Annotated in this window: 29 protein-coding genes; 28 read left to right on the top strand and 1 reads right to left on the bottom strand. The window is 32.7% G+C overall.

Annotation, left to right across the window (positions count from 1 at the left end):
* Positions 1-82 precede the first annotated feature (82 nt).
* The 19 genes from rpsH to ctlX all read left to right on the top strand — a co-directional run bounded on the left by rpsH (position 83) and on the right by ctlX (position 13,535).
* Positions 83-481, top strand: a complete 399-nt coding sequence (rpsH, locus tag LL966_RS17320; RefSeq protein WP_008464306.1) for a 30S ribosomal protein S8 — start codon at positions 83-85, stop codon at positions 479-481.
* An 18-nt stretch (positions 482-499) separates the two neighbouring features.
* Positions 500-1,042 (top strand): 50S ribosomal protein L6, encoded by a 543-nt coding sequence (gene rplF, locus LL966_RS17315; protein ID WP_229354987.1) that lies wholly within the window; start codon positions 500-502, stop codon positions 1,040-1,042.
* An 11-nt stretch (positions 1,043-1,053) separates the two neighbouring features.
* A complete protein-coding gene (gene rplR, locus LL966_RS17310) occupies positions 1,054-1,404 on the top strand; it encodes a 50S ribosomal protein L18 (protein WP_035650451.1) in 351 nt (116 codons plus the stop codon).
* Between the two features lie 3 nt (positions 1,405-1,407).
* Complete coding sequence (gene rpsE / locus LL966_RS17305) at positions 1,408-1,932, top strand: 30S ribosomal protein S5 (RefSeq protein WP_085949269.1); 525 nt, start codon at positions 1,408-1,410, stop codon at positions 1,930-1,932.
* Positions 1,933-1,942: 10 nt separating this feature from the next.
* Positions 1,943-2,125: a 50S ribosomal protein L30 gene (gene rpmD / locus LL966_RS17300; RefSeq protein ID WP_008464315.1), complete on the top strand. Its 183-nt coding sequence runs from the start codon at positions 1,943-1,945 to the stop codon at positions 2,123-2,125.
* 11 nt (positions 2,126-2,136) lie between these two features.
* Positions 2,137-2,589 (top strand): 50S ribosomal protein L15, encoded by a 453-nt coding sequence (gene rplO / locus LL966_RS17295; protein ID WP_095931496.1) that lies wholly within the window; start codon positions 2,137-2,139, stop codon positions 2,587-2,589.
* 13 nt (positions 2,590-2,602) lie between these two features.
* Positions 2,603-3,949 (top strand): preprotein translocase subunit SecY, encoded by a 1,347-nt coding sequence (gene secY, locus LL966_RS17290; protein ID WP_229354986.1) that lies wholly within the window; start codon positions 2,603-2,605, stop codon positions 3,947-3,949.
* A gap of 7 nt (positions 3,950-3,956) precedes the next feature.
* Positions 3,957-4,172 carry a translation initiation factor IF-1 gene (gene infA, locus LL966_RS17285; RefSeq protein ID WP_007136545.1) on the top strand — a complete coding sequence of 72 codons (216 nt, stop codon included), beginning with the start codon at positions 3,957-3,959 and terminating at the stop codon, positions 4,170-4,172.
* A 12-nt stretch (positions 4,173-4,184) separates the two neighbouring features.
* A complete protein-coding gene (gene ykgO, locus LL966_RS17280; protein ID WP_002987490.1) occupies positions 4,185-4,301 on the top strand; it encodes a type B 50S ribosomal protein L36 in 117 nt (38 codons plus the stop codon).
* 2 nt (positions 4,302-4,303) lie between these two features.
* Positions 4,304-4,678 (top strand): 30S ribosomal protein S13, encoded by a 375-nt coding sequence (gene rpsM, locus LL966_RS17275; protein WP_229354985.1) that lies wholly within the window; start codon positions 4,304-4,306, stop codon positions 4,676-4,678.
* Between the two features lie 8 nt (positions 4,679-4,686).
* Positions 4,687-5,070, top strand: a complete 384-nt coding sequence (gene rpsK, locus LL966_RS17270; RefSeq protein ID WP_026727866.1) for a 30S ribosomal protein S11 — start codon at positions 4,687-4,689, stop codon at positions 5,068-5,070.
* 92 nt (positions 5,071-5,162) lie between these two features.
* On the top strand, positions 5,163-5,768 hold the full coding sequence (gene rpsD / locus LL966_RS17265) for a 30S ribosomal protein S4 (RefSeq protein WP_008464326.1): 606 nt from the start codon (positions 5,163-5,165) through the stop codon (positions 5,766-5,768).
* Positions 5,769-5,789: 21 nt separating this feature from the next.
* Positions 5,790-6,782: a DNA-directed RNA polymerase subunit alpha gene (locus tag LL966_RS17260; protein WP_008464329.1), complete on the top strand. Its 993-nt coding sequence runs from the start codon at positions 5,790-5,792 to the stop codon at positions 6,780-6,782.
* A gap of 62 nt (positions 6,783-6,844) precedes the next feature.
* The gene (rplQ, locus tag LL966_RS17255; RefSeq protein WP_057114917.1) at positions 6,845-7,336 is read left to right on the top strand and encodes a 50S ribosomal protein L17; all 492 of its coding nucleotides are present in this window, start codon (positions 6,845-6,847) and stop codon (positions 7,334-7,336) included.
* Between the two features lie 250 nt (positions 7,337-7,586).
* Positions 7,587-8,696 carry a glutamine-hydrolyzing carbamoyl-phosphate synthase small subunit gene (gene carA, locus LL966_RS17250; protein WP_229354984.1) on the top strand — a complete coding sequence of 370 codons (1,110 nt, stop codon included), beginning with the start codon at positions 7,587-7,589 and terminating at the stop codon, positions 8,694-8,696.
* Positions 8,697-8,807: 111 nt separating this feature from the next.
* Positions 8,808-10,100, top strand: coding sequence for a phosphopyruvate hydratase (gene eno / locus LL966_RS17245; RefSeq protein WP_229354983.1), 1,293 nt, complete (start codon positions 8,808-8,810; stop codon positions 10,098-10,100).
* Between the two features lie 153 nt (positions 10,101-10,253).
* On the top strand, positions 10,254-11,531 hold the full coding sequence (locus LL966_RS17240; protein ID WP_229354982.1) for a citrate synthase: 1,278 nt from the start codon (positions 10,254-10,256) through the stop codon (positions 11,529-11,531).
* Positions 11,532-11,594: 63 nt separating this feature from the next.
* Complete coding sequence (locus LL966_RS17235) at positions 11,595-12,509, top strand: dimethylarginine dimethylaminohydrolase family protein (RefSeq protein WP_229354981.1); 915 nt, start codon at positions 11,595-11,597, stop codon at positions 12,507-12,509.
* A gap of 90 nt (positions 12,510-12,599) precedes the next feature.
* Positions 12,600-13,535: a citrulline utilization hydrolase CtlX gene (gene ctlX, locus LL966_RS17230; RefSeq protein ID WP_229354979.1), complete on the top strand. Its 936-nt coding sequence runs from the start codon at positions 12,600-12,602 to the stop codon at positions 13,533-13,535.
* Between the two features lie 78 nt (positions 13,536-13,613).
* On the opposite strand, the gene LL966_RS17225 is transcribed toward ctlX, so the two are convergent.
* Complete coding sequence (locus LL966_RS17225) at positions 13,614-14,240, bottom strand: MarC family NAAT transporter (protein ID WP_179002214.1); 627 nt, start codon at positions 14,238-14,240, stop codon at positions 13,614-13,616.
* Positions 14,241-14,393: 153 nt separating this feature from the next.
* On the opposite strand from LL966_RS17225, the gene LL966_RS17220 reads away from it, so the two are divergent.
* The 9 genes from LL966_RS17220 to LL966_RS17180 all read left to right on the top strand — a co-directional run bounded on the left by LL966_RS17220 (position 14,394) and on the right by LL966_RS17180 (position 24,406).
* Positions 14,394-14,759, top strand: coding sequence for a CoA-binding protein (locus LL966_RS17220; protein ID WP_229354977.1), 366 nt, complete (start codon positions 14,394-14,396; stop codon positions 14,757-14,759).
* Positions 14,760-14,888: 129 nt separating this feature from the next.
* The gene (gene recR / locus LL966_RS17215; RefSeq protein ID WP_229354975.1) at positions 14,889-15,509 is read left to right on the top strand and encodes a recombination mediator RecR; all 621 of its coding nucleotides are present in this window, start codon (positions 14,889-14,891) and stop codon (positions 15,507-15,509) included.
* 72 nt (positions 15,510-15,581) lie between these two features.
* Entirely contained in the window at positions 15,582-16,373 is a 792-nt protein-coding gene (locus tag LL966_RS17210; RefSeq protein WP_229354973.1) for a polysaccharide biosynthesis/export family protein, read from the top strand.
* Positions 16,374-16,385: 12 nt separating this feature from the next.
* Positions 16,386-18,839 carry a polysaccharide biosynthesis tyrosine autokinase gene (locus tag LL966_RS17205; protein WP_229354971.1) on the top strand — a complete coding sequence of 818 codons (2,454 nt, stop codon included), beginning with the start codon at positions 16,386-16,388 and terminating at the stop codon, positions 18,837-18,839.
* Between the two features lie 10 nt (positions 18,840-18,849).
* Positions 18,850-19,833 carry an SDR family oxidoreductase gene (locus LL966_RS17200; RefSeq protein ID WP_229354970.1) on the top strand — a complete coding sequence of 328 codons (984 nt, stop codon included), beginning with the start codon at positions 18,850-18,852 and terminating at the stop codon, positions 19,831-19,833.
* Positions 19,834-19,861: 28 nt separating this feature from the next.
* The gene (locus LL966_RS17195; RefSeq protein WP_229354969.1) at positions 19,862-21,253 is read left to right on the top strand and encodes a UDP-glucose 6-dehydrogenase; all 1,392 of its coding nucleotides are present in this window, start codon (positions 19,862-19,864) and stop codon (positions 21,251-21,253) included.
* Between the two features lie 75 nt (positions 21,254-21,328).
* Complete coding sequence (locus LL966_RS17190; RefSeq protein WP_229354968.1) at positions 21,329-21,793, top strand: UpxY family transcription antiterminator; 465 nt, start codon at positions 21,329-21,331, stop codon at positions 21,791-21,793.
* A 281-nt stretch (positions 21,794-22,074) separates the two neighbouring features.
* Positions 22,075-23,364 (top strand): nucleotide sugar dehydrogenase, encoded by a 1,290-nt coding sequence (locus LL966_RS17185; protein ID WP_229354967.1) that lies wholly within the window; start codon positions 22,075-22,077, stop codon positions 23,362-23,364.
* 34 nt (positions 23,365-23,398) lie between these two features.
* Positions 23,399-24,406 carry a mannose-1-phosphate guanylyltransferase gene (locus LL966_RS17180; RefSeq protein ID WP_229354966.1) on the top strand — a complete coding sequence of 336 codons (1,008 nt, stop codon included), beginning with the start codon at positions 23,399-23,401 and terminating at the stop codon, positions 24,404-24,406.
* The last annotated feature ends 11 nt before the right edge of the window (positions 24,407-24,417 follow it).

Genomic DNA, 24,417 nt, shown 5'->3' with positions numbered 1-24,417 from the left:
GCAAACCGAAAAATAATTTTTAATTGATTAAAGGTTCGGGAAACGAGTGTTTCCCGAAAACCATAATCGCAATCAAATACATATGTATACAGATCCTATTGCAGATTATTTGACTAGAGTTCGTAACGCTGTGGCTGCAAACCACAAAGTTGTTGAGATTCCAGCATCTAATCTAAAAAAAGAGATAACTAAGATCTTATTTGATCAAGGTTACATCTTAAGTTACAAATTTGAGCAGAATACTGTACAAGGTTCTATCAAAATTGCTTTGAAGTATGATAAAGATACTAAAGAGCCTGTAATTAAAGATATCCAGAGAATTAGTAAACCTGGTTTACGTAAGTACGCAGGTGCTGCCAAATTACCAAGAATCCTTAATGGATTAGGAATTGCTATTGTTTCTACGTCAAAAGGTTTGATGACAGGAAAACAAGCTAAGCAATTAAATGTTGGTGGTGAGGTAATTTGTTACGTATACTAATTTTAAACACTAGATAAGATGTCAAGAATAGGTAAAAGCCCAATTGTAATCCCTGCTGGTGTAACTGTTGAAGTTAAAGACGGTATTATTACAGTAAAAGGAAAAAAAGGTCAACTAGTTCAGGAGTTTTCGGACGTTACTGTAACTGTTGAAGGTGATCAAATTTCAGTAGAAAGATCATCTGATCATAAAGACCATAGAGCAAAACACGGATTATTCAGATCTTTGATCAGTAATATGATTGTTGGTGTTTCTGAAGGTTTCACAAAAGAACTAGAATTAGTTGGAGTTGGTTATAGAGCTTCAAACCAAGGTCAAAAATTAGATTTAGCTCTTGGATATTCTCACAATATTGTTTTAGAAATTGCTCCAGAAGTATCTTTAGAAACAATATCTGAAAAAGGTAAGAACCCTATCGTAAAATTAACATCATTTGATAAACAACTTTTAGGTCAAGTAGCTGCGAAAATTAGAGGTTTCCGTAAGCCTGAGCCGTACAAAGGAAAAGGTGTTAAATTTGTGGGTGAAGTATTAAGAAGAAAAGCAGGTAAATCAGCTTAAAATATAAGATTATGTCATTAACAAAATCTGAAAGAAGACAGAGAATTAAATTCAGAATTAGAAAATCGGTTAGTGGTTCTGCTGCAAGACCAAGACTTTCTGTTTTTAGAAGTAATAAAGAAATTTACGCTCAAATTATTGATGATGTAAATGGAGTTACTATATTAGCTGCATCTTCTAGAGAAAAAGAAATAGGAAAAGGTACTAACGTTGAAGTAGCTGCTGCTGTTGGAAAATTAGTTGCAGAGAAAGCGTTAAAAGCTGGGATTGATACCATCACTTTTGATAGAGGTGGATATTTATATCACGGTCGTATTAAATCATTAGCGGAAGGCGCAAGAGCTGCTGGACTTAAATTCTAATATATTATGTCTAAATACAAAAATGTAGAATTGGTAAAACCTAGTGGTCTTGAACTTAAAGATCGTCTAGTAAGTGTTAATCGTGTTACTAAAGTTACAAAAGGTGGTAGAGCTTTCGGTTTTTCTGCTATTGTAGTTGTAGGTGATGAAAATGGAGTAGTTGGTCACGGATTAGGAAAATCTAAAGACGTTTCTGAAGCAATTGCGAAAGCAGTAGAAGATGCTAAGAAAAACTTAGTTAGAATTCCTTTGAATGGACAATCTGTTCCTCACGAACAAAAAGGTAAATTTGGTGGTGCACGTGTATTTTTAATTCCAGCATCTCATGGTACTGGAGTTATTGCTGGTGGAGCTGTTCGTTCAGTTTTGGAGTCAGTAGGGATTCACGATGTATTGTCTAAATCTCAAGGATCATCAAATCCACATAACGTAGTAAAAGCAACTTTTGATGCTTTATTGCAAATGAGAAGCGCTCATACTGTTGCAAAACAAAGAGGTGTTTCTTTAGAGAAAGTTTTTAAAGGTTAATTAGGAAATTATGGCTAAATTATTAGTAAAACAAGTAAGAAGCAAAATCAACTGCCCTCTTTCTCAAAAAAGAGGATTGGAAGCTTTAGGTCTACGTAAAATTGGACAAGTTGTGGAGCATGAGTCAAATCCTGCTATCCTTGGGATGATAAACAAAGTTAAACACTTAGTTTCTGTTGAAGAAGCTAAATAACAAATACTGTTATGAATTTAAGTAACTTACAACCTGCTGAGGGATCTACACACAATCAAAATAAAAGATTAGGTAGAGGAGAAGGTTCTGGAAAAGGTGGTACCGCTGCACGTGGACACAAAGGAGCAAAATCTCGTTCTGGTTATTCTAAAAAGATTGGTTTTGAAGGAGGGCAAATGCCACTTCAAAGACGTGTACCTAAGTTTGGTTTCAAAAACATCAATCGTAAAGAATACGAAGGTGTTAATTTAGATACTCTTCAATTATTAGTTGATAACGGTGCAATTACTGATTCTGTTTCTATGACAGAATTTGTGGCAAATCGTCTAGCTACTAAAAATGAAATCGTTAAGATTTTAGGTAGAGGAGAATTGAAAGCAAAATTAAAAGTAACTGCCCACAAATTTACTGCTACTGCAAAAGCTGCTATTGAAGCTGCTGGTGGAGAAGCTGTAACTATATAACTTATCTATTAAGATGAAGAAATTTATTGAATCAATAAGTAATGTTTGGAAAATCGAAGAACTAAAAAATAGAATCTTAATTACGTTAGGATTACTTTTAGTATATCGTTTTGGAGCACACGTTACGCTTCCTGGAATTGACGCAACGCAATTGACTGGTTTAGCGGGACAAACTAAAAATGGTCTAGGATCTATTCTAGACATGTTCACCGGGGGTGCTTTCTCTAAGGCTTCAGTTTTTGCCTTAGGTATCATGCCTTATATTTCTGCGTCTATTGTTGTTCAGTTGATGGGGATTGCGATTCCATATTTACAAAAACTTCAAAATGATGGAGAAAGTGGTAGAAAAAAGATTAATCAAATCACTCGTTGGTTGACAATCGCTATCACATTGGTTCAAGGTCCAACTTATATCTATAATTTATACAGAACATTGCCTAGTGATGCATTTTTGCTAGGCTTTAATTCTCCTGAATTTTTGTTCTCTTCTGTTATAATCTTGGTTACAGGTACAATTTTCGCTATGTGGCTTGGAGAAAAAATTACAGATAAAGGTATTGGAAATGGTATTTCATTGTTAATTATGGTTGGTATTTTAGCTCGTTTACCGCAAGCTTTTATTCAAGAGTTTACAACTCGTGTTACCAATAACAATGGAGGCCCAATGTTATTAGTTATTGAAATTATTGTGTGGCTATTAGTAATTATTTCTTGTGTATTGCTTACAATGGCGGTACGTAGAATCCCAGTTCAATACGCTCGTCGTACAACAACTGGTGATTATGAGCAAGATTTAGCAGGTGGTAATAGACAATGGATTCCTCTTAAGCTAAATGCTTCTGGAGTTATGCCAATTATTTTTGCTCAGGCAATTATGTTTATCCCTGCAGCTGTAGCTGGGCTATCTAAATCAGATACATCACAATCAATTGTTGGTGCATTTAGTAATATGTTTGGTTTCTGGTATAATTTTGTTTTTGCAACTTTAATTATTGTATTTACATTCTTTTATACTGCAATCACTGTACCTACTAACAAAATGGCTGATGATTTAAAGAGAAGCGGTGGTTTTATTCCTGGGGTTCGTCCTGGTGCTGAAACTTCTGATTTCCTTGATAAAGTGATGTCTTTAATAACTTTCCCAGGATCTTTATTCCTTGCTTTGATTGCTGTGTTCCCAGCTATTGTTGTAAGTATTATGGATGTACAACAATCTTGGGCAATGTTTTTTGGAGGTACCTCATTAATAATTATGGTTGGAGTTGCAATAGATACTATTCAACAAATCAATTCATACTTGTTAAACAAACATTATGATGGTTTAATGAAGACTGGTAAAAATAGAAAAGCGGTAGCTTAATATATTTATGGCAAAACAATCAGCAATAGAACAAGACGGATCAATTATTGAAGCATTGTCAAATGCAATGTTCCGTGTAGAGTTAGAAAATGGACATATCGTAATTGCTCATATTTCTGGAAAGATGCGTATGCATTACATCAAATTATTACCTGGTGATAAAGTGAAACTAGAAATGAGTCCTTATGATTTGTCAAAAGCAAGAATTACTTATCGATATTAAAGGATATTCAATATGAAAGTTAGAGCATCAGTAAAAAAGAGAAGTGCCGAGTGCATTATCGTGCGTAGAAAAGGGAGACTGTACGTAATAAACAAAAAGAATCCTAGATTTAAACAAAGACAAGGATAATTATGGCAAGAATAGCAGGGGTAGATATCCCAAAAAACAAAAGAGGTGTTATCGCACTTACTTATATCTTCGGATTAGGTAGAAGTAGAGCTATTGAGATTTTAGAAAAAGCTCAAGTTAGCCAAGATAAAAAAGTTCAAGATTGGAATGATGACGAGATCGGAGCAATTCGTGAGGCAGTTTCATTTTACAAAATTGAAGGAGAATTACGTTCTGAAATTTCTTTAAACATTAAACGTTTAATGGATATTGGATGTTACAGAGGTATTCGTCATAGATCTGGTCTTCCATTAAGAGGACAAAGAACTAAAAACAACTCAAGAACAAGAAAAGGTAAAAGAAAAACTGTTGCTAACAAGAAAAAAGCAACTAAATAATAAGTAATATGGCTAAAGCAACTGCAAAAAAACGTAAAGTTATCGTTGAATCAACGGGTGAGGCTCATATTTCTGCCACTTTTAATAACATTATTATTTCTTTAACTAATAAGAAAGGTGAAGTTATCTCTTGGTCTTCAGCTGGTAAAATGGGTTTCAGAGGTTCTAAAAAGAACACTCCTTACGCAGCTCAAATGGCAGCAGAAGATTGCGCTAAAGTAGCACTTGAGGCAGGACTTAAAAAAGTGAAAGTTTATGTAAAAGGACCAGGTAACGGACGTGAGTCTGCTATCCGTTCTATTCATAACGGTGGAATTGAAGTTACTGAGATTATCGACGTTACTCCAATGCCGCACAACGGATGTCGTCCTCCAAAAAGACGTAGAGTTTAATTTTTTATTTTTATAGTATAAACAAGGTAGAACATAGATTATCGAAGGATTAGACCTGAATTCATAATTTCTACCTTAAAATTTTTTTTAAAATGGCAAGATATACTGGTCCTAAAACCAAAATCGCTCGTAAATTTGGCGAGGCAATCTTCGGAGATGATAAATCTTTCGAAAAAAGAAATTACCCACCTGGACAACACGGGATGGCTAAAAAAAGAGGAAAAAAATCTGAGTACGCTGTTCAGTTAATGGAAAAGCAAAAAGCTAAATATTCTTATGGAATTTTAGAAAAACAATTCAGAAATTTATTCGAAAAAGCATCAGCAACTAAAGGAGTTACTGGTGAAGTTTTATTACAATTATGCGAAGCAAGATTAGATAATGTTGTTTTTAGAATGGGAATTGCTCCATCTAGAAGAGGTGCGCGTCAAATCGTTTCTCACAGACACATTACTGTAAATGGAGAGGTTGTTAATATTCCTTCTTACCACCTTAAGCCTGGTGATAAAGTTGCAGTTCGTGAAAAATCTAAATCTTTAGAAGCTATCGAACGTTCTTTATCAAATTCAAGTCATGTTTATGAATGGATTACTTGGAACAATGATCTTAAAGAAGGAACTTTCGTTTCTGTACCTGCGAGACTTCAAATTCCAGAAAACATTAAAGAACAATTAATCGTAGAGTTGTACAACAAATAATAATTGACTTAGTCGAAATTTATGGCAATATTTAATTTTCAAAAGCCCGATAAAGTTATCATGATCGATTCAACCGATTTTGAAGGTAAATTTGAATTTAGACCTTTAGAACCTGGTTATGGATTGACAGTTGGTAATGCACTTAGAAGAGTTTTGCTTTCAGCATTAGAAGGTTATGCAATTACATCTGTTCGTATCGAAGGTGTAGATCATGAGTTTTCTACTATTTCAGGTGTTGTTGAAGATGTTACCGAAATTATCCTTAATCTAAAACAAGTACGTTTCAAACGTCAAATTGAAGATATAGATAATGAATCAGTTACTATTTCTGTTTCAGGTAAAGATCAATTAACAGCAGGTGATTTTCAGAAATTTATTTCAGGTTTCCAAGTTCTGAACCCAGACCTTGTTATCTGTAATTTAGATTCTAAAATCAAATTGAATTTCGATTTAACTATCGAAAAAGGTAGAGGATACGTGCCTGCTGAAGAGAACAAAAAACAGAATGCTGCAATTGGAACGATTTTTACAGATTCTATTTTTACTCCGGTAAAAAATGTAAAATATGCAATCGAAAACTTCCGTGTAGAGCAAAAGACAGATTACGAAAAATTAGTTTTTGAAATCAAAACTGATGGATCGATTAATCCTAAAGATGCTCTTACTGAAGCTGCTAAAGTTTTAATTCACCATTTCATGTTGTTTTCTGATGAAAGAATTACACTTGAGGCTGACGAAATTGCACAAACAGAATCGTATGATGAAGAGTCATTGCATATGAGACAATTGCTTAAAACTAAGCTTGTTGATATGGATCTATCTGTAAGAGCATTAAATTGCTTGAAAGCGGCTGAAGTTGATACACTTGGTGATTTAGTATCGTTCAATAAAAATGACTTAATGAAGTTCCGTAACTTCGGTAAAAAATCTTTAACTGAGCTTGATGAGCTTGTAGCAGTGAAGAATTTAACTTTCGGAATGGACTTAGCTAAATACAAATTAGATAAAGAATAATTTACTTCATATTTTGCTCTCCATAGTGGATTGTAGCAAGATGAAGATAAAAAAAACACGTCATGAGACACGGAAAAAAATTCAACCACTTAAGCAGACAGACTGGACATAGAAAAGCTATGTTGGCTAATATGGCTTGTTCTCTTATCGAGCACAAACGTATTAATACTACTGTTGCTAAAGCTAAAGCGCTTAAACAATTTGTTGAGCCTTTAATCACAAAATCAAAAGAGGATACGACTCATAATCGTCGTATTGTTTTTGCTTACTTACGTAGTAAATATGCAGTAACTGATTTGTTCAGAGATGTAGCTGCTAAAGTTGGTGACCGTCCAGGTGGATACACTCGTATCATTAAAGTTGGAAATCGTTTGGGAGATAATGCTGATATGGCAATGATCGAACTTGTTGATTTTAACGAACTTTACAACGGAGGTAAAAAAGAAGTTAAAAAAGCGAAAAGCCGTCGTGGTGGTAAAGCTAAAAAAGCTGAAGCTGCTACTCCAGAAGCTCCTGCTGCTGAATCAGAAACGACTACTGAAGCTTCTGAATAATTATGAAAGTAATCATTCTATAATATTAAAGGATAAACTAATTATTAGTTTATCCTTTTTTTTTGATTTTTTTAAGCCTGAGTAAAAATGTAACTTATTTAAAAAGATAGGTTTTATTTTTACGAATGAAAGTTTTAAAAAGTCTTGGAAGAGCTTCTTTAAAGAAGTAAATTTGCAAAATATCTAATCACATTTAAAACCGCTATTTTGGTTTTAGCACTTGATAAAAAAAAACAATACAAATTAAATAATGAAATACACAACACGACAAAGCGCCATTTTATTACTTAGTGACGGAACAATCTTTCATGGAAAATCTATCGGTATCAGCGGTAAAACTTTCGGTGAAGTTTGTTTTAATACAGGAATGACAGGTTATCAGGAAATTTTTACTGATCCGTCTTACTTTGGACAAATAATGGTAGCTACAAATACACATATCGGAAACTATGGTGTTAATGATTCTGAAGTTGAATCTGATAGTATTAAAATTGCCGGTTTGGTTTGTAAAAACTTCAGTTTTAATTTTTCTAGAGAAAACGCTTCAGGAAGTTTGGAGGATTACTTTGCAAAACAAAATTTAATCTGTATTTCTGATGTTGATACTCGTGCACTTGTAAGTTACATACGTGACAATGGTGCAATGAATGCTGTTATTTGTACAGATGGTACGTCTATTGAAGACTTGAAGAAAGAGTTGGAAAATGTTCCAAATATGGAAGGTTTGGAGTTGGCTTCGAAAGTGTCGACAAAAGAACCTTATTTTTTTGGTGATGAAAATGCTACTTATAAAATATCTGCTTTAGATCTTGGTATTAAGAAGAATATTCTAAGAAATCTGGCAAAAAGAGATTGTTATATTAAAGTTCATCCGTACAATTCGACTTATAAAGATATGTCTGAATTTAATCCTGATGGTTATTTCTTGTCAAATGGTCCTGGTGATCCTGATCCTTTGTTTGGAGCTATTGAAGTTGCAAAAGAAATATTGGCTGATAATAAACCGCTTTTCGGAATCTGTTTAGGACATCAAGTTATTGGTTTGGCAAATGGTGTAGAAACTTATAAAATGTTTAATGGGCACCGAGGAATTAATCATCCTGTAAAAAATATTATTACAGGTAAAGGTGAAATCACATCTCAAAATCATGGATTTGCTGTTAAGAAAGAGCAATTAGATAATCATCCAGAACTTGAAATTACGCATGTGCATTTAAATGACGGTACTGTAGCGGGAATGAGAATGAAAAATAAAAATTGTTTCTCAGTTCAATATCACCCAGAAGCGAGTCCGGGACCACATGATTCATCATATTTGTTTGATCAATTTGTGGAGAACATTAAAAGTGCTAAAGCCTAAAACGATGTAGTTAATAAATAAAGGTGTTTAATATTTAAAATGCGTTTATAGTATTAAATATTTTTATAATTTCGAAAAAAAAATATAATTTATTAATAAAAAACAAAAATAATGAGTATTATAATTAAAGTTCACGCAAGACAAATTCTTGATTCTAGAGGTAATCCTACTATTGAGGTAGATGTAGTAACTGAAAATGGAGTTTTAGGTAGAGCTGCGGTTCCGTCTGGAGCTTCAACTGGAGAGCACGAAGCTGTTGAATTACGTGATGGAGGTAAAGCTTATCTAGGTAAAGGTGTTTTGAATGCAGTGAACAATGTAAATACTGTTATTGCTGAAGAATTAGTTGGTACTTCTGTTTTCGAACAAAACACAATTGACCAATTAATGATTGATTTAGATGGAACTCCAAACAAATCTAAATTAGGAGCTAATGCTATTTTAGGTGTTTCTTTAGCTGCTGCAAAAGCTGCTGCTAATGAACTTGGTTTACCATTGTACAGATACGTTGGTGGTGTTTCTGCTAATACATTGCCAGTTCCAATGATGAATATCATCAACGGAGGTTCTCACTCAGATGCGCCTATCGCATTCCAAGAATTCATGATTTTCCCAGTAAAAGCAACTTCTTTTACACATGCGATGCAAATGGGAACTGAAATTTTCCACAGTTTGAAAAAAGTATTACATGATAGAGGCTTAAGTACTGCTGTAGGTGATGAAGGAGGTTTTGCTCCAAACTTAGCTGGTGGTACTGAAGATGCTTTAGATACTATCAAACTAGCAGTTGAAAAAGCAGGATATACTTTCGGAGACGAAATTATGATTGCTCTTGACTGTGCTGCTTCTGAATTTTATGTAAACGGTAAATACGATTATACTAAATTTGAAGGAGAAACTGGAAAAATCAGAACTTCTGAAGAGCAAGCTGATTATTTAGCTGAACTTGCTGCTAAATATCCAATTATTTCTATCGAAGACGGGATGTACGAAGATGACTGGGATGGATGGAAAGCTTTAACTGAAAAAATTGGAGATAAAGTACAATTAGTAGGTGATGATTTATTTGTTACTAACGTTGCTCGTTTATCAACTGGAATTGAAAAAGGAATTGCTAATTCAATTTTAGTAAAAGTTAATCAAATCGGAACTTTAACTGAAACAATTGCTGCTGTAAACATGGCGAAAAACGCTGGTTATACTTCTGTAATGTCTCACCGTTCTGGAGAAACTGAAGATAATACAATTGCAGATTTAGCTGTTGCTTTAAACTGCGGTCAAATTAAAACTGGTTCTGCTTCTCGTTCAGATCGTATGGCTAAATACAATCAATTGTTGAGAATTGAAGAAGAATTAGGAAGTACTGCTTACTTCCCTGGTTTAAAAGCTTTCAAGATTAAATAATCATAAGAGTTATATTAAGACAGACCATTCATTTTTTAATGAATGGTTTTTTTTTGGAGTTTTAACAAATTCATAGCAGTATTCTTTTTTTAATTAGTCTTAAATTCATTAGATTTGGTAAATTATTATTTAAAGAATTATTTCCAAGATATTATGTCAAAAATAGCTACATTAGAAATAGATGGTAAAAAGATTGAACTTCCGGTAATCACAGGAAGCGAAAACGAATCAGCTATCGATATTAACAAATTACGTGATTTAACAGGTGTTATAACAATTGATCCAGGTTACAAAAACTCAGGATCTTGTACAAGTGAAATCACTTTCCTAGATGGAGAAGAAGGAATTTTACGTTACAGAGGATATTCAATCGAAGATTTAGCTGAAAAAGCTAGCTTTTTAGAGGTTTCGTATCTTTTGATTTTTGGAGAATTGCCAACTGCTGCACAATTAGAAGATTTTGAGAATAATATTAGAAAACATTCTTTGGTCAACGAAGAAATGAAAAATATTATCGACGGTTTTCCAAAAACAGCTCATCCAATGGGAGTTTTATCTGCTTTAACAAGTGCTTTAACGGCATTTAATCCAAAAGCAGTAAATGTTGATAACGAAAAAGAAATGTACGAAGCTATTTGTAAAACAATGGCTAAATTTCTTGTAATTGCTACATGGACTTACAGAAAGTCTATGGGTTATCCTTTAAATTACTATGATAATACAAAAGGATATGTAGAAAGCTTCATGCAATTAATGTTTAAATTGCCTACAGGGCCTTACGCTGCAAATCCAGTAATTGTAAACGCTTTAGATAAATTATTTATCCTTCATGCTGATCACGAACAAAACTGTTCTACTTCTACAGTAAGAATGGTTGGTTCTTCTCACGCAGGTTTATTTGCTTCTGTTTCTGCAGGTGTTTCTGCATTATGGGGACCACTTCACGGTGGAGCTAACCAAGCAGTACTTGAGATGCTTGAAGAAATTAATAAAGACGGTGGAGATACAGATAAGTTTTTAGCGAAAGCGAAAGATAAAAACGATTCTTTCCGTTTAATGGGATTTGGTCACAGAGTTTACAAAAACTTTGATCCAAGAGCTAAAATCATCAAAAAAGCAGCTACAGAAGTATTAGAAACTTTAGGTGTTGAAGATCCGATTTTAGATATCGCAAGAAAATTAGAAAAAGCAGCTCTTGAAGACGAATATTTCAAATCAAGAAACTTGTATCCAAACGTTGATTTCTACTCTGGAATTATTTACAGAGCATTAGGAATTCCTACAGATATGTTTACAGTAATGTTTGCTATCGGAAGACTTCCAGGATGGATCGCACAATGGAAAGAAATGCGTGAAAATAAAGAACCAATAGGAAGACCAAGACAAATTTACACTGGACACCCTTTAAGAGAGTTCAAGTCTAACAAATAAAAAAAAGAAAGCTTCACTTAACTGTGAAGCTTTTTTTATATTTGCTCAAAATATAATAGAGTTATGTTGCAATTAAATGTAAAGAACGAAACATCGAGACTTCGTGCGGTTGTTTTGGGTTCTGCTGTTCATAATGGGCCTACTCCAACTTTAGAGGAAGCTTATGATCCTAAATCATTGGAACATATTAAGGCAGGAACTTATCCTGTCGAAAAAGATATGGTTGTTGAAATGGATGCTTTTAATGCTGTTTTTCAAAAATATAATGTAACAGTTTATCGTCCAGAAATGATTGAAAATTACAATCAGATTTTTGCAAGAGATATTGGCTTTGTAATTGATGATGTTTTTGTAAAATCGAATATTCTTCCAGATAGAGAACGCGAATTAGATGCGATTCAATATGTTATTAACCAAATAGAACCATCAAAAGTAGTTCGTCCTCCAGTAGAAGTCCATATTGAAGGTGGTGATGTGATGCTTTGGAATGATCATGTTTTTATTGGGACTTACAAAGGAAGCGACTATAAAGATTATATTACTGCAAGAACAAATATGCATGGCGTTAATTATATCAAGTCACTTTTTCCAAATAAAATTGTAAAAGAGTTTGATTTAGTAAAATCAAAACTTGAAGCCAGAGATAATGCTTTGCATTTAGATTGCTGTTTTCAACCAGTTGGAAAAGATAAAGGAATTATTTATAAAAGAGGTTTCCGAGAAGAAGCAGATTATTTGTATTTAGTAAAACTTTTTGGAAAGGAAAATTTATTTCATATCGAAAGAAATGAAATGTATAATATGTTTTCGAATGTGTTTTCAATTGATGAGAATGTCGTTGTTTCTGAGAAGAATTTTACGAGATTGAATAACTGGCTTCGTGAAAAAGGTTTCGTTGTCGAAGAAATTCCATATGCAGAAATTGCTAAACAAGAAGGTTTGTTAAGATGTTCGACCTTGCCGTTAATTAGAGACTAAAATAGTTTTTGAGTTTCAAGTTTCAGGGTTCACGTTTTCTAAAAACTTGAAACCTGAAACTTAAACTTGAATAAAAAAAGAATATAAAAAATGAAACAAACAACTAATGCTATCGTAATGATTCGTCCAGTTGCATTCAGAATGAATGAACAGACAGCGGTAAATAATTATTATCAAAAAGTTTTAGACGGACTTTTGCCAAGTACGGTTAATGCTAAAGCGCAACAGGAATTTGATACTTTTGTAGAAAAATTAAGAGCAGTTGGTGTTGATGTTACTGTAGTTGAAGATAATTTAGAAACAGATACTCCGGATAGTATTTTTCCAAATAACTGGGTTTCATTTCATGAGAATGGTGATGTAGCTCTTTATCCCATGTTTGCAGAAAATCGTCGTCAGGAACGTCGTGAAGATATTTTGGATACTTTGGAAGAAAAAGGATTTGAAATTGCTAATATTATGGACTATACTTCTGCAGAAGAAGATGGCATTTTCTTAGAAGGAACAGGAAGTTTACTGTTAGACAGAGCTAACGGAAAAGCATATTGTGCACTTTCTCCAAGAGCAGATGAAGAATTATTTATAGAATTCTGCGAAGATTTTGATTATGCTCCAGTTATTTTTGAAGCTTTTCAAACTGTCGATGGAGAACGTAAATTGATTTATCATACGAATGTGATGATGTGTCTAGGGGAAACTTTTGCTGTAATTTGTGCAGATTCCATCGATGATAAAAAAGAACGCAAAATGGTTTTGGATAATCTTAAACAAGACGGAAAGGAAATAGTGCTAATAACAGAAGCACAAGTAAATAATTTTGCAGGAAATATGCTTGAAGTTAGAGGAAAAGATGATAAACGATATATTGTTATGAGTGCAGCTGCTCATCAAAGTTTAACTGCGAAACAAATTGCTCAGTTAGAAAATCATGCAGAAATTTTAAGCTCAAGTCTCGATACTATTGAAGCTTGCGGTGGTGGAAGCGCCAGATGTATGATGGCTGAAGTTTTTTTGCCAAGAACTTAAAATAAAAATATTTAATAAAAAGAAAGGGATAAAATCACAATATGATTTTATCCCTTTCTTTTTTAAGGAGGTATGACGTTAGAAATTTCCTTTGATGATATTTACAAGTGCACTTACAATATACTGAATACCAATTGAGATCACAATAAAACCAACAATTCTGGAAATAGCAACAATTCCAGATGCACCTAAAATTCTAGCTAAATAATGAGCACTTTTTAAAATAGCAAAAATTGCAACTGCAATAGCAAGAATTGCTAATGAAGAAATTATGATTTCATTCAATTCATGATGCTCTTGGTAAAAAGCAATTAAAAGAGACATCGACCCTGGACCAGCCAACATCGGAATTGCTAAAGGTGTAAGGGCAATATCGTTTCGTTGCTGTGCCTCATTTTCAATCTTCTTATTGATTCCCCGTTTTTTATTGAATTTTCCAGAAAGCAAAGAAAAACCAGAATTTACGATTACAATTCCACCTGCAATTCTTAAGGCGTCAATACTAATGCCAAAAAAAGTTAAAACATATTGTCCAATAAAATAAGAGACTAGCAGTATGATAAAAACATTAATAGCGGTCCAAAGAGAAATTCTAGATCTCTCTTTTTGTGAATCATGTTGGGTTAATCCGACGAAAATAGGGACAGTTCCAATTGGGTTTAATACTGAAAACAACGCAGCAAATAAGTAAATGAATAATTCCATATAAATTGGGGTTAATAAAGTAAAAGTAATTAATTTTTGAGGTTTTTAAACGAAATAATGTTAGGATAATGTTTTTGAATGTTACGGATTATGAATCAAACACATAGGTTAAAATGCTACTTTTTGATTACTTTTGCAATCTAAATGAAAAAAATGAAAAGTAAAAAAACATTAGTTATAGGAGCATCTACAAATCCAGAGCGTTATTCTTATAGAGCAGTAAATATGTTAGTTGGAAAAGGTCATTCTGTTTTGGCTATAGGTCAAAAAGTAGGAGAGGTCGCTGGGGTAAAAATTCAGACTAAAGCAATACCAGTAAAAAATATTGACACAATTACTTTATATCTTAATCCTGCACGCCAGCGAGATTATTATAATTATATCATTGAAGCGCAGCCTAAAAGGGTAATCTTTAATCCTGGTACAGAAAATCCAGAATTCTACCAGTTGTTAGAGTTAAATGATATTAAGATTGAAGTCGCTTGTACCTTGGTTTTATTAGCTACAAGCCAATATTAGAACATAGAAAAGTTTATTTAATTGATAATTTGTAATTCGACTTTTAAGAATAAGTCAGTAATGGTAATAAACATTGAAATTAATTGCCATCATGTGGGCTAAACCATTAAAAGTATTACTTTTGTCGTCATGGAATTTTCATCAAAACTAATTGAAAAAGCGGTTAACGAAATGTCTCAATTGCCTGGTATAGGTAAACGTACGGCACTTCGTTTAGTTCTTCATTTATTAAAACAACCAAAGGAACAAACTTCTTTTCTGTCTCAGGCTTTAATAAATATGCGTGAGGATATTAAGTTTTGCGAAAGCTGTCACAATATTTCAGATACAAAAATTTGCGAAATATGTGCCAATAAAGCTAGAAACCACGAGACCATATGTATTGTTGAGGATATTCGAGATGTAATGGCGATTGAAAACACGGGGCAATATAAAGGCATTTACCATGTTTTGGGTGGCAAAATTTCGCCGATTGAAGGTGTAGGTCCAAACCAATTAAATATTTCAAGTTTGGTAGATAAAGTTAAATCAGGAAAAGTAGCTGAAATTATTTTTGCATTAAGCTCTACTATGGAAGGCGACACAACCAATTTTTATATCTATAAACAAATTGCAGGTTCTGAAATTATTATCTCAACAATTGCAAGAGGAATATCTGTTGGTGATGAATTAGAATATGCAGACGAAGTTACTTTGGGAAGAAGTATTCTTCATCGAGTTCCTTTTGAAAAAACGTTTAAAAATAATTAACTAAACCCCAAATAAAATTTAGGTTTTTCTAAGCAATTAGAGAAAAACTATATTTGCTATAAAATTTGACTGATGACAAAAAACAGTTTTTATTTATTGTTATTAATTTCGGTATTATTTACTTCATGTATACCGATGAAAGATATGGTTTATCTTCAAGACAAAAACACTTCGAGTGAGCAAAATACAATTGCTTCAGTAGAAAGTAAGCCCTATCGATTACAAATAAATGATGTTTTGAGTATTGATATTAAGGCTATTGACCCGAAGCTGGTTTCTATTTTTAATACTACAAACGTTGGGACCGCGGGAGGTAAGTCTGAGTCTACTTTGTATTTTGAAGGATTTACAATTGATGATCATGGAAATATCAGAGTGCCAATTTTAGGAGAAATAAATGTTATTGGTTATACACTTGAAGAAGTGAGGGTAATAATTGAAAAAAAATTACTTGAAGAATATTTTAAAACTGAGGCAAATATCTTTGTTACTGTAAAACTAGCTGGTTTTAGATACACTATTAACGGAGAAGTTGGGCAAACAGGAACCAAGACATTATTTAAAGATAATGTAACTATTTTGGAAGCTGTTGCTAATTCAGGCGATATAACAGCAGTTGGTAACAGAAAAGAAGTAACTATAATTCGTCAGACTCCAACTGGGGTTCAGATGCATGATATTGATCTAACCGATCGCAATGTTATGAAATCTCCTTATTACTATTTACAGCCGAACGATTACATCTATGTAAAGCCATTAAGACAGAAAACTTGGGGTACCGGTCAAACTGGAATCCAGTCAATTGGTACAATTATAACATTATTGTCTTTAGCTACAACGGTTTACTTTATTATAAAAAATTAAAAGATTTGAAAAATGTTAGATATTAAAGATTTTTCCATTTTTGAAAATCATGCCAATTTTGATTTTAAAGGCCTTTTATTGAAGATTATTAGCTATTGGAAATGGTTTTTAATCAGTTTGATAATATCATTTACAATTGCGTATCAAATAAACATTCGTAAAGAAAAAGTTTACGCAATGCAGACTATGGTTTCTATTAAAGAAGAAAGTAATCCATTCTTTACTTCTAATACAAGTTTGGTTTTCAATTGGGGAGGAGTGTCGGATCAGGTCAATGGGATTTCGACAATTCTTAAATCAAGATCTCATAACGAGTTGGTTGTAGATAAACTACAATATTATATTGATTACTTAGAACAAGGGAAATATAATTTTATAGACTCTTATGGATCGGTGCCTTTTTTTGTAGATATTGATAAATCAAAAGGACAAATTGCTGGAACATTAATAAAAATTAAGTTTTTAAGCGAAAATGAGTATCAAATTAGTATTCCTTTTGAAAGTAATTCTGTTTCAGTTTTAACTTATAGTACCAATACATACAGTAATACTTCTGTTCAGCTTGGAGATTTCTCAAAAACGTATAAAGTTGGAGAACACGTTGAGTTGCCTTTTTTAAATTGGAAATTACAAATAACTGATAATCCTGGTTTTTATAAAGGAAAAGAATACTTTGTTAGATTTAATGATTTTGATGGAACCGTTTCTGGCTACAGAGGCATAGGTGTTGATAGTGATAAAAATGGTGGTTCAATATTAACTTTGTCGATGCAGGGAGGAAACAAGGCAAGAATGGTTGAGTATTTGAATTCGACTGTAAAAATGCTTATTAAAATTCAGCTTGATGGAAAAAATCAATTTGCGACAAATACTATTAGGTTTATTGACAGTACTTTGGTTGCCATGGAATCGCAATTAAAGCAAACAGGAAATGAACTTAAAACATTTCAAAAAGATAAAAATATTTATCAAATTGAAGATGGAGGAGCTAAGGTTTCTGAAAAAATAATGAATTTTGATGTTGAAAAAGATGAGATTACTCGAAAAATAGCCTACTACAATTCACTAAAAGCCTATTTGAATAGCAGTACGGATTATTCAAGACTTCCTGCGCCATCAGTGGCAGGAATTGAAGATCCAAATATCGTAGCGAACATTTCAAAATTGATAGCGCTTTCTACTCAAAGATCAGAAATGGCTTATGCAGTAAAAAGTGAAAAAATATTTAAAGATTTTGATAATCAAATGGTAGCCATAAAAAATGTGCTCCAAGAAAATATTGCTTCAGCAAAAGTATCATTGATTTCTGATTTGTCAATGGTTAATGCTAAACTAGGTCAAGCTGAAAGCACGGTAAAAAAGCTTCCTGCAGAACAGCAAGAATTATTGAAAATCAAACGTAAATATGATCTAAATGACAATATTTACACAGAGTTTCTTCAAAAAAGAAATGAAGCCGAAATAGTTAAAGCATCTAATTTGTCTGATATTCATTTTATAGATCCAGCAAAAGACATTGGAGGAGGATTAATTGGTCCTAAAACTTCAGCAAATTATATTCTAGCTCTGTTTCTAGGAATATTAATTCCATTAGCGTTCGTTTTTGGTATTTTCTTCATAAACAATTCAATTCAAAATACTGACGATATCAGTAAATTAACTCAAATACCATTACTTGGTGTAATTGGTGTTAATAAAAGCGATATTAGTTTAGCTGTATTTGACAAACCAAAGTCCGCACTATCAGAGGCTTTTCGTGGAATTCGTTCTTCATTGCAGTTTTTGTATAAAAAACAACAAGTTAACGGTTCAAAAACTTTAATGATTACTTCATCAATAAGTGGGGAGGGAAAAACATTTTGTTCTATAAATATTGCAACTGTTTTTGCTTTAAGTGAAAAGAAAACTGTAATTGTTGGTTTAGATTTAAGAAAGCCAAGGCTGGCAGATGAATTTCAGTTAACTTCTTCTTTAGGAGTTGTTAATTATCTTATCAGACAAAACAGTCTGGAAGAAATAACAAATTCAACTACAATTCCAAATTTAGATGTAATTCTCTCAGGTCCGATTCCTCCGAATCCTTCAGAGCTTATTTTAGGAGAAGCAATGAAAGAGTTAATAGACGAATTGAAGCAAAAATATGACTACATAATTTTGGATACCCCTCCAGTTGGTTTGGTTGCAGATTCTTTAGAACTAGATCAATTTGCAGATGTCACATTGTACATTGTGAGACAAAACTATACTAAGAAAGAAATGATCACGTTGTTAAATACCAGAATGAAACGAGGTGAGTTAAGAAATGTAAGTATTGTCTTGAATGGTTATGAGAATAAAGCAAAATATGGCGCAGGATACGGATATGGATATGGTTACGGATATGGAGCGTATGCAAATGGTTATCATGATGAAGAAAATAAACTAGGTTTTTGGAATACCCTTGTAAATAGATTTAGAAAACGTTAATCTTTAATAAATGGAAAATGTGGTAAAAAGTACGGTATTAATTACCGGAGGTGCTGGATTTATTGGTTCAAATTTAACGGAGTATTTTTTAGGATTAGGTTATAAAGTGGTTTGTCTGGATAATTTTTCTACAGGACATCGTCATAATTTGAAAGATTTTCTAGATAACCCAAATTTTAAATTGATTGAAGGTGATATTCGAAATCTTAGCGATTGTGCTTTTGCAGTTGAAGGAGTAGATTTCGTTTTACATCAGGCGGCTTTAGGTTCAGTTCCTAGATCAATAAAAGATCCCATTACGACAAATGACGTAAATGTTTCCGGATTTTTAAATATGCTTACCGCAGCAAGAGATGCTAAAGTTAAACGATTTGTTTACGCCGCTAGTTCTTCAACTTATGGAGATTCACAAGGATTACCTAAACTAGAAGAAGTTATTGGAAAGCCATTATCACCCTACGCAATTACGAAATATGTAAACGAATTGTATGCTGAAATTTTCAGTAAAACATATGGATTAGAAACTATTGGACTTCGTTATTTTAATGTTTTCGGAAGAAAGCAAGATCCTAATGGAGCCTACGCAGCGGTGATTCCAAAATTTGTAAAACAGTTTATGAGTTATGAAAGTCCAGTGATTAATGGAGATGGAAATTATTCACGTGATTTTACTTATATTGATAATGTAATTCAGATGAATGAACTGGCAATCACTTCTCAGAATCCAGAAGCAATTAATACTGTTTATAATACGGCTTTTGGTGATAGAAATACATTAAATGACTTAGTGAAATATTTAAAACAATACTTATCTGAATTTGATTCGAAAATAAATGATGTGCAAGTTGTTTATGGAGAAAATAGAGCAGGCGATATTCCTCATTCATTAGCAAGTATAGAAAAAGCCAAAAAAATGCTAGGCTATGATCCGAAATATTCTTTGCAAGATGGTTTGAAAGAAGCAGTTGGATGGTATTGGAATAATTTAAAATAAATTAAAGATCAAGATAATAATAGATCAAATGAAAATTACAAAAATTTGCTGCATAGGTGCAGGATATGTTGGCGGACCTACAATGGCAATTATTGCTCAAAAATGTCCACATATTCAGGTTACGGTTGTTGATTTAAATGAACAAAGAATTGCAGATTGGAATGATCCAAATCCAGAAAATATTCCAATTTATGAGCCAGGCCTATCTGAAGTTGTTTCAGAAGCCAGAGGACGAAACTTGTTCTTCTCAACAGATGTTGATAAGGCAATAGATGAAGCAGAAATGATATTTATTTCGGTAAATACGCCAACCAAAACTTATGGAAAAGGAAAAGGAATGGCAGCTGATTTAAAATATATAGAATTATGCGCTAGACAAATTGCTAGAGTTGCAAAACAAAATAAAATTGTAGTAGAAAAATCAACTTTACCCGTTAGAACGGCAGAAGCGATTAAAAGCATATTAGATAATACTGGAAACGGAGTTCAGTTTCAGATTTTATCAAATCCAGAATTTTTAGCCGAAGGTACAGCTGTTACAGATTTATTAAAACCAGATAGAATTTTAATTGGTGGAGATACAACTCCAGAAGGTGAAGAGGCGATAAACGCATTGGTCGATGTTTATGCAAATTGGGTCAATAAAGATCTAATCTTAACAACAAATGTATGGTCGTCAGAATTATCTAAACTTACCGCAAACGCTTTTCTGGCACAACGTATTTCCTCAATAAACGCGATGTCAGAATTATGCGAAAAAACAGGAGCAAATGTGACTGAAGTAGCTAAAGCAATTGGAATGGACAGCAGAATTGGAGCTAAGTTTCTAAAAGCATCTGTTGGTTTTGGAGGATCTTGTTTTCAAAAAGACATTTTGAATTTGGTTTACATTGCAAAATCATATGGATTAAGCGAGGTGGCAGATTATTGGGAACAGGTTATCATTATGAATGATCATCAAAAAAGAAGATTTTCTAATAAGATTGTTCAAACATTATATAATACTGTTGCAGATAAAAAGATTGCATTTCTTGGTTGGGCATTCAAAAAAGATACCAATGATACAAGAGAATCTGCTGCTATTTATGTTGCCGACGATTTGATAAACGAACAAGCTAAGATTTCAGTTTACGATCCAAAAGTATCAAGAAATAAAATGATTAACGATTTAGACTATTTGGAAACAAGAACTAGTCAAGAAAATTCTTCTTACTTAGAAGCGTTAGATAATGCTTATGATGCTTGTAAAGATGCACATGCTGTTGCTGTTTTAACAGAATGGGATGAATTTACAACTTACGATTGGCAAAAAATTTACGATTCAATGCATAAACCAGCTTTTGTTTTCGATGGAAGAAATATTTTAGATGCAAAACAATTAGAATCAATTGGATTTATTTACCATGGAATAGGTTCGTGATTTAAGTTGTGGTGAAGTAAAGTAGTGTGAAAATGTGAAGTAGTAAGTTAGTTTTGCTTCGTTATAAAAAGAAAAATGAATTGGTACGTAATTTATACAAAACCGAAGTGGGAAAAAAAAGTTGCCGATAAGCTCCAGCAATTAGGAATCGAATGTTATTGTCCTTTAATTACTCAGGTTAAGCAGTGGTCAGATAGGAAGAAAAAGATTGAAGTGCCACTATTTAATTCTTATGTTTTTGTTCAGATAGCAGATTCGGAGAGAAGTTCAGTTTTTCAAGTTGCTGGAGTAATTAGATATTTGTTTTGGCTGGGCAAACCAGCTATTGTAAAAGATGAAGAGATTAACATTATAAAAACAAATCTTAAAGCTCCTAATATTAGTGATGTTTCAGTTTCAACTTTACAAGTAGGCGATAAAATCAAATTAGAATCCGGGGCATTTAGTAATCAAAGTGCTATTGTGCAAGAAGTATCTAATAATTATTATATTCTTGTATTAGAAACTTTAGGATGTGTTCTGAAAATAAAATATAAATAACATCGTTATTTAATAGGAAAATAGCAGAAGAGAAAGTCTTTTTAGATTTTTTTCTTCTGTTTTTTTTATAAAGTAATTATTTACAGCCTGATTAATAAGGTGTTGTGCATGAGTGTGTTTTTATTAACAATTTGTTTTTGATGATTACGTGAAACCGTATTGAATAAGTTGACTTATTGTACTATATTTGCCGAAAATGATTAATTTAGGTAGCTGAGACCAAACAATGGGACTCGGAACGGCGAAGCCGTGAATTTTAATGACCTAAATAAAATTAAAAAATGAAATTAGAAAATAAAGTAAGAATTGCGGTTATAGGTTTAGGCTATGTTGGTTTGCCTTTAGCTCGATTATTTGCTACAAAATATTCAGTCGTTGGATTTGATATAAATGAATCGAGAGTCAATTCTTTAAAATCAGGAACTGATACAACTTTAGAAGTTGAAGATGATGTTCTTCAAAATGTTTTAATTACCAATGCTGATGTCGATAAGGGATTATATTGTACCACTTCTATAAATGATATTGCAGATTGCAATTATTATATAGTTACAGTTCCTACTCCTGTTGATAGAAATAATAGACCCGATTTGACACCTTTATACAAGTCTAGTGAGACCGTTGGGAAGGTTCTGAAAAAAGGAGATATTGTTGTTTATGAATCGACAGTATATCCTGGTGTTACAGAAGAACAATGTGTGCCAGTTTTAGAACGAGTTTCAGGATTGGTATTCAACGAGGATTTTTTTGCTGGATACTCTCCAGAAAGAATAAATCCAGGAGACAAAGAACATACAGTTGAAAAAATATTAAAAGTTACCTCTGGTTCAACTCCCGAGATAGGCTTGAAAGTAGATGCGTTATATAAATCAGTTATTACTGCTGGAACACATCTAGCACCTACTATTAAAGTTGCAGAAGCAGCAAAAGTTATTGAAAATTCGCAACGTGATATTAATATTGCTTTTGTTAATGAGCTGGCTAAAATATTCAATTTAATGAATATTGATACCCAAGAAGTGTTGGAAGCTGCCTCTACAAAGTGGAACTTCTTGCCTTTTAAACCAGGTCTTGTTGGTGGACATTGTATAGGAGTAGATCCATACTATCTCGCACAAAGAGCGCAGGAATTTGGATATCATCCAGAAATAATATTGGCAGGAAGACGTTTAAATGACAGTATGGGAGAATATGTAGCTTCACAAATTGTGAAACTAATGATTAAAAAAGGAATTTCTGTAAATGGAGCTGAGTTACTAATGCTTGGAATTACTTTTAAAGAAAATTGTCCAGATGTTAGAAATACTAAAATTGTAGATGTTGTAAAGGCTTTAAAAGATTATGGGATAGCGGTTACTATTTTTGATCCTCTTGCGAATGTAGATGATGTAATAAAAGAATATAATTTAATAACATTAGGCTCTATTCCGAATAATAAATTTGATGCAATAGTTCTAGGAGTTTCTCATTCAGAATTTTTAGAATTAGATTTTGCCAGTTTGCAAAAAGATAAAAGTTTAATTTATGACGTAAAAGGGGTTTTAGGATCTTTAGCTGATAATAGGCTTTAGTTTTTAGAATTTTCTTTTTTTTATTTAAAAAAATATGAGTTTAGATAAATCTATAACACACGTAATTCTTACAGGAGGCGTTGGAAGCCGACTTTGGCCACTTTCTCGTAAAAGTAGACCAAAACAATATCTTGAAATATTCGAAGGGAAATCATTATTTGAAATGACAGTTGATCGAAATAGTCATTTAGCTAATAAAGTAATGGTTGTTGGAAATGTTGATAATCATCAGTTAAGCGGAAAAGTAATGGATAAAACCAATACTTCTTACATAAATATTATTGAGGCGACGCCTAGAAATACTGCTGCGGCTATTGCTTTTGCTGCATTTGCATCAGAACCTGATGATGTTTTAATTATCACTCCCTCAGATCATATTATTGATCAAATGGATAATTATAACCAAGCTATTTCAGAAGCTGTTTCAAAAGCAAATGAAGGTTTTATTGTGACTTTCGGCGTAATACCTACCAAGCCAGAAACAGGTTACGGATATATAGAAGCAAAAGGAGACAATGTTATTTCTTTTCGCGAAAAACCAAATGAAACAACTGCAAAAGAATTTATCTCAAAAGGAAATTTTCTATGGAATAGTGGAATGTTTTGTTTTAAAGCGAGTGTACTTTTGGAAGAGTTGAAGAAATTTCAACCTGATGTCTATGAGAAATCTAAAGCAGTTTGGGAATCGAGTAAAGATGGATTTCTAGATCTAGATTTATCAATGGAAATTCCGTCTATCAGTATTGATTATGCTGTCATGGAAAGAAGTAAAAAAATTAAAGTTGTTCCAGCTTCTTTTTCTTGGTCTGATTTAGGTTCTTTTGAATCTGTTTATGATTATCTTAATTCAAAAGGACATTCTACAGATTCAAATGGGAATATGGTTATCGGTTGTGATAAACATACTACTTTTTTAGGATTAAAAAATACAATTTTTGTTTATACTGAAACTGCTAATTTAATTTTGCAAAAAGAGAGTTCACAAGACGTTAAAGATATTTACAGTGAATTAGAAAAGCAAAATTCTGAATTACTTAATTAGAAAAAATTAAA

Origin of the sequence: Flavobacterium chungbukense (genome assembly GCF_020805785.1) — a bacterium.
Lineage (GTDB): Bacteria > Bacteroidota > Bacteroidia > Flavobacteriales > Flavobacteriaceae > Flavobacterium > Flavobacterium chungbukense.
Note: the sequence above shows the minus strand (reverse complement) of the source record. Positions and strands in the feature narration are given on the sequence as shown.

Coding starts and splice junctions, on each gene's coding strand:
- rpsH (WP_008464306.1), top strand. CDS start 83: ATGTATACAGATCCTATTGCAGATTATTTGACTAGAGTTCGTAACGCT.
- rplF (WP_229354987.1), top strand. CDS start 500: ATGTCAAGAATAGGTAAAAGCCCAATTGTAATCCCTGCTGGTGTAACT.
- rplR (WP_035650451.1), top strand. CDS start 1,054: ATGTCATTAACAAAATCTGAAAGAAGACAGAGAATTAAATTCAGAATT.
- rpmD (WP_008464315.1), top strand. CDS start 1,943: ATGGCTAAATTATTAGTAAAACAAGTAAGAAGCAAAATCAACTGCCCT.
- rplO (WP_095931496.1), top strand. CDS start 2,137: ATGAATTTAAGTAACTTACAACCTGCTGAGGGATCTACACACAATCAA.
- secY (WP_229354986.1), top strand. CDS start 2,603: ATGAAGAAATTTATTGAATCAATAAGTAATGTTTGGAAAATCGAAGAA.
- infA (WP_007136545.1), top strand. CDS start 3,957: ATGGCAAAACAATCAGCAATAGAACAAGACGGATCAATTATTGAAGCA.
- ykgO (WP_002987490.1), top strand. CDS start 4,185: ATGAAAGTTAGAGCATCAGTAAAAAAGAGAAGTGCCGAGTGCATTATC.
- rpsM (WP_229354985.1), top strand. CDS start 4,304: ATGGCAAGAATAGCAGGGGTAGATATCCCAAAAAACAAAAGAGGTGTT.
- rpsK (WP_026727866.1), top strand. CDS start 4,687: ATGGCTAAAGCAACTGCAAAAAAACGTAAAGTTATCGTTGAATCAACG.
- rpsD (WP_008464326.1), top strand. CDS start 5,163: ATGGCAAGATATACTGGTCCTAAAACCAAAATCGCTCGTAAATTTGGC.
- LL966_RS17260 (WP_008464329.1), top strand. CDS start 5,790: ATGGCAATATTTAATTTTCAAAAGCCCGATAAAGTTATCATGATCGAT.
- rplQ (WP_057114917.1), top strand. CDS start 6,845: ATGAGACACGGAAAAAAATTCAACCACTTAAGCAGACAGACTGGACAT.
- carA (WP_229354984.1), top strand. CDS start 7,587: ATGAAATACACAACACGACAAAGCGCCATTTTATTACTTAGTGACGGA.
- eno (WP_229354983.1), top strand. CDS start 8,808: ATGAGTATTATAATTAAAGTTCACGCAAGACAAATTCTTGATTCTAGA.
- LL966_RS17240 (WP_229354982.1), top strand. CDS start 10,254: ATGTCAAAAATAGCTACATTAGAAATAGATGGTAAAAAGATTGAACTT.
- LL966_RS17235 (WP_229354981.1), top strand. CDS start 11,595: ATGTTGCAATTAAATGTAAAGAACGAAACATCGAGACTTCGTGCGGTT.
- ctlX (WP_229354979.1), top strand. CDS start 12,600: ATGAAACAAACAACTAATGCTATCGTAATGATTCGTCCAGTTGCATTC.
- LL966_RS17225 (WP_179002214.1), bottom strand. CDS start 14,240: ATGGAATTATTCATTTACTTATTTGCTGCGTTGTTTTCAGTATTAAAC.
- LL966_RS17220 (WP_229354977.1), top strand. CDS start 14,394: ATGAAAAGTAAAAAAACATTAGTTATAGGAGCATCTACAAATCCAGAG.
- recR (WP_229354975.1), top strand. CDS start 14,889: ATGGAATTTTCATCAAAACTAATTGAAAAAGCGGTTAACGAAATGTCT.
- LL966_RS17210 (WP_229354973.1), top strand. CDS start 15,582: ATGACAAAAAACAGTTTTTATTTATTGTTATTAATTTCGGTATTATTT.
- LL966_RS17205 (WP_229354971.1), top strand. CDS start 16,386: ATGTTAGATATTAAAGATTTTTCCATTTTTGAAAATCATGCCAATTTT.
- LL966_RS17200 (WP_229354970.1), top strand. CDS start 18,850: ATGGAAAATGTGGTAAAAAGTACGGTATTAATTACCGGAGGTGCTGGA.
- LL966_RS17195 (WP_229354969.1), top strand. CDS start 19,862: ATGAAAATTACAAAAATTTGCTGCATAGGTGCAGGATATGTTGGCGGA.
- LL966_RS17190 (WP_229354968.1), top strand. CDS start 21,329: ATGAATTGGTACGTAATTTATACAAAACCGAAGTGGGAAAAAAAAGTT.
- LL966_RS17185 (WP_229354967.1), top strand. CDS start 22,075: ATGAAATTAGAAAATAAAGTAAGAATTGCGGTTATAGGTTTAGGCTAT.
- LL966_RS17180 (WP_229354966.1), top strand. CDS start 23,399: ATGAGTTTAGATAAATCTATAACACACGTAATTCTTACAGGAGGCGTT.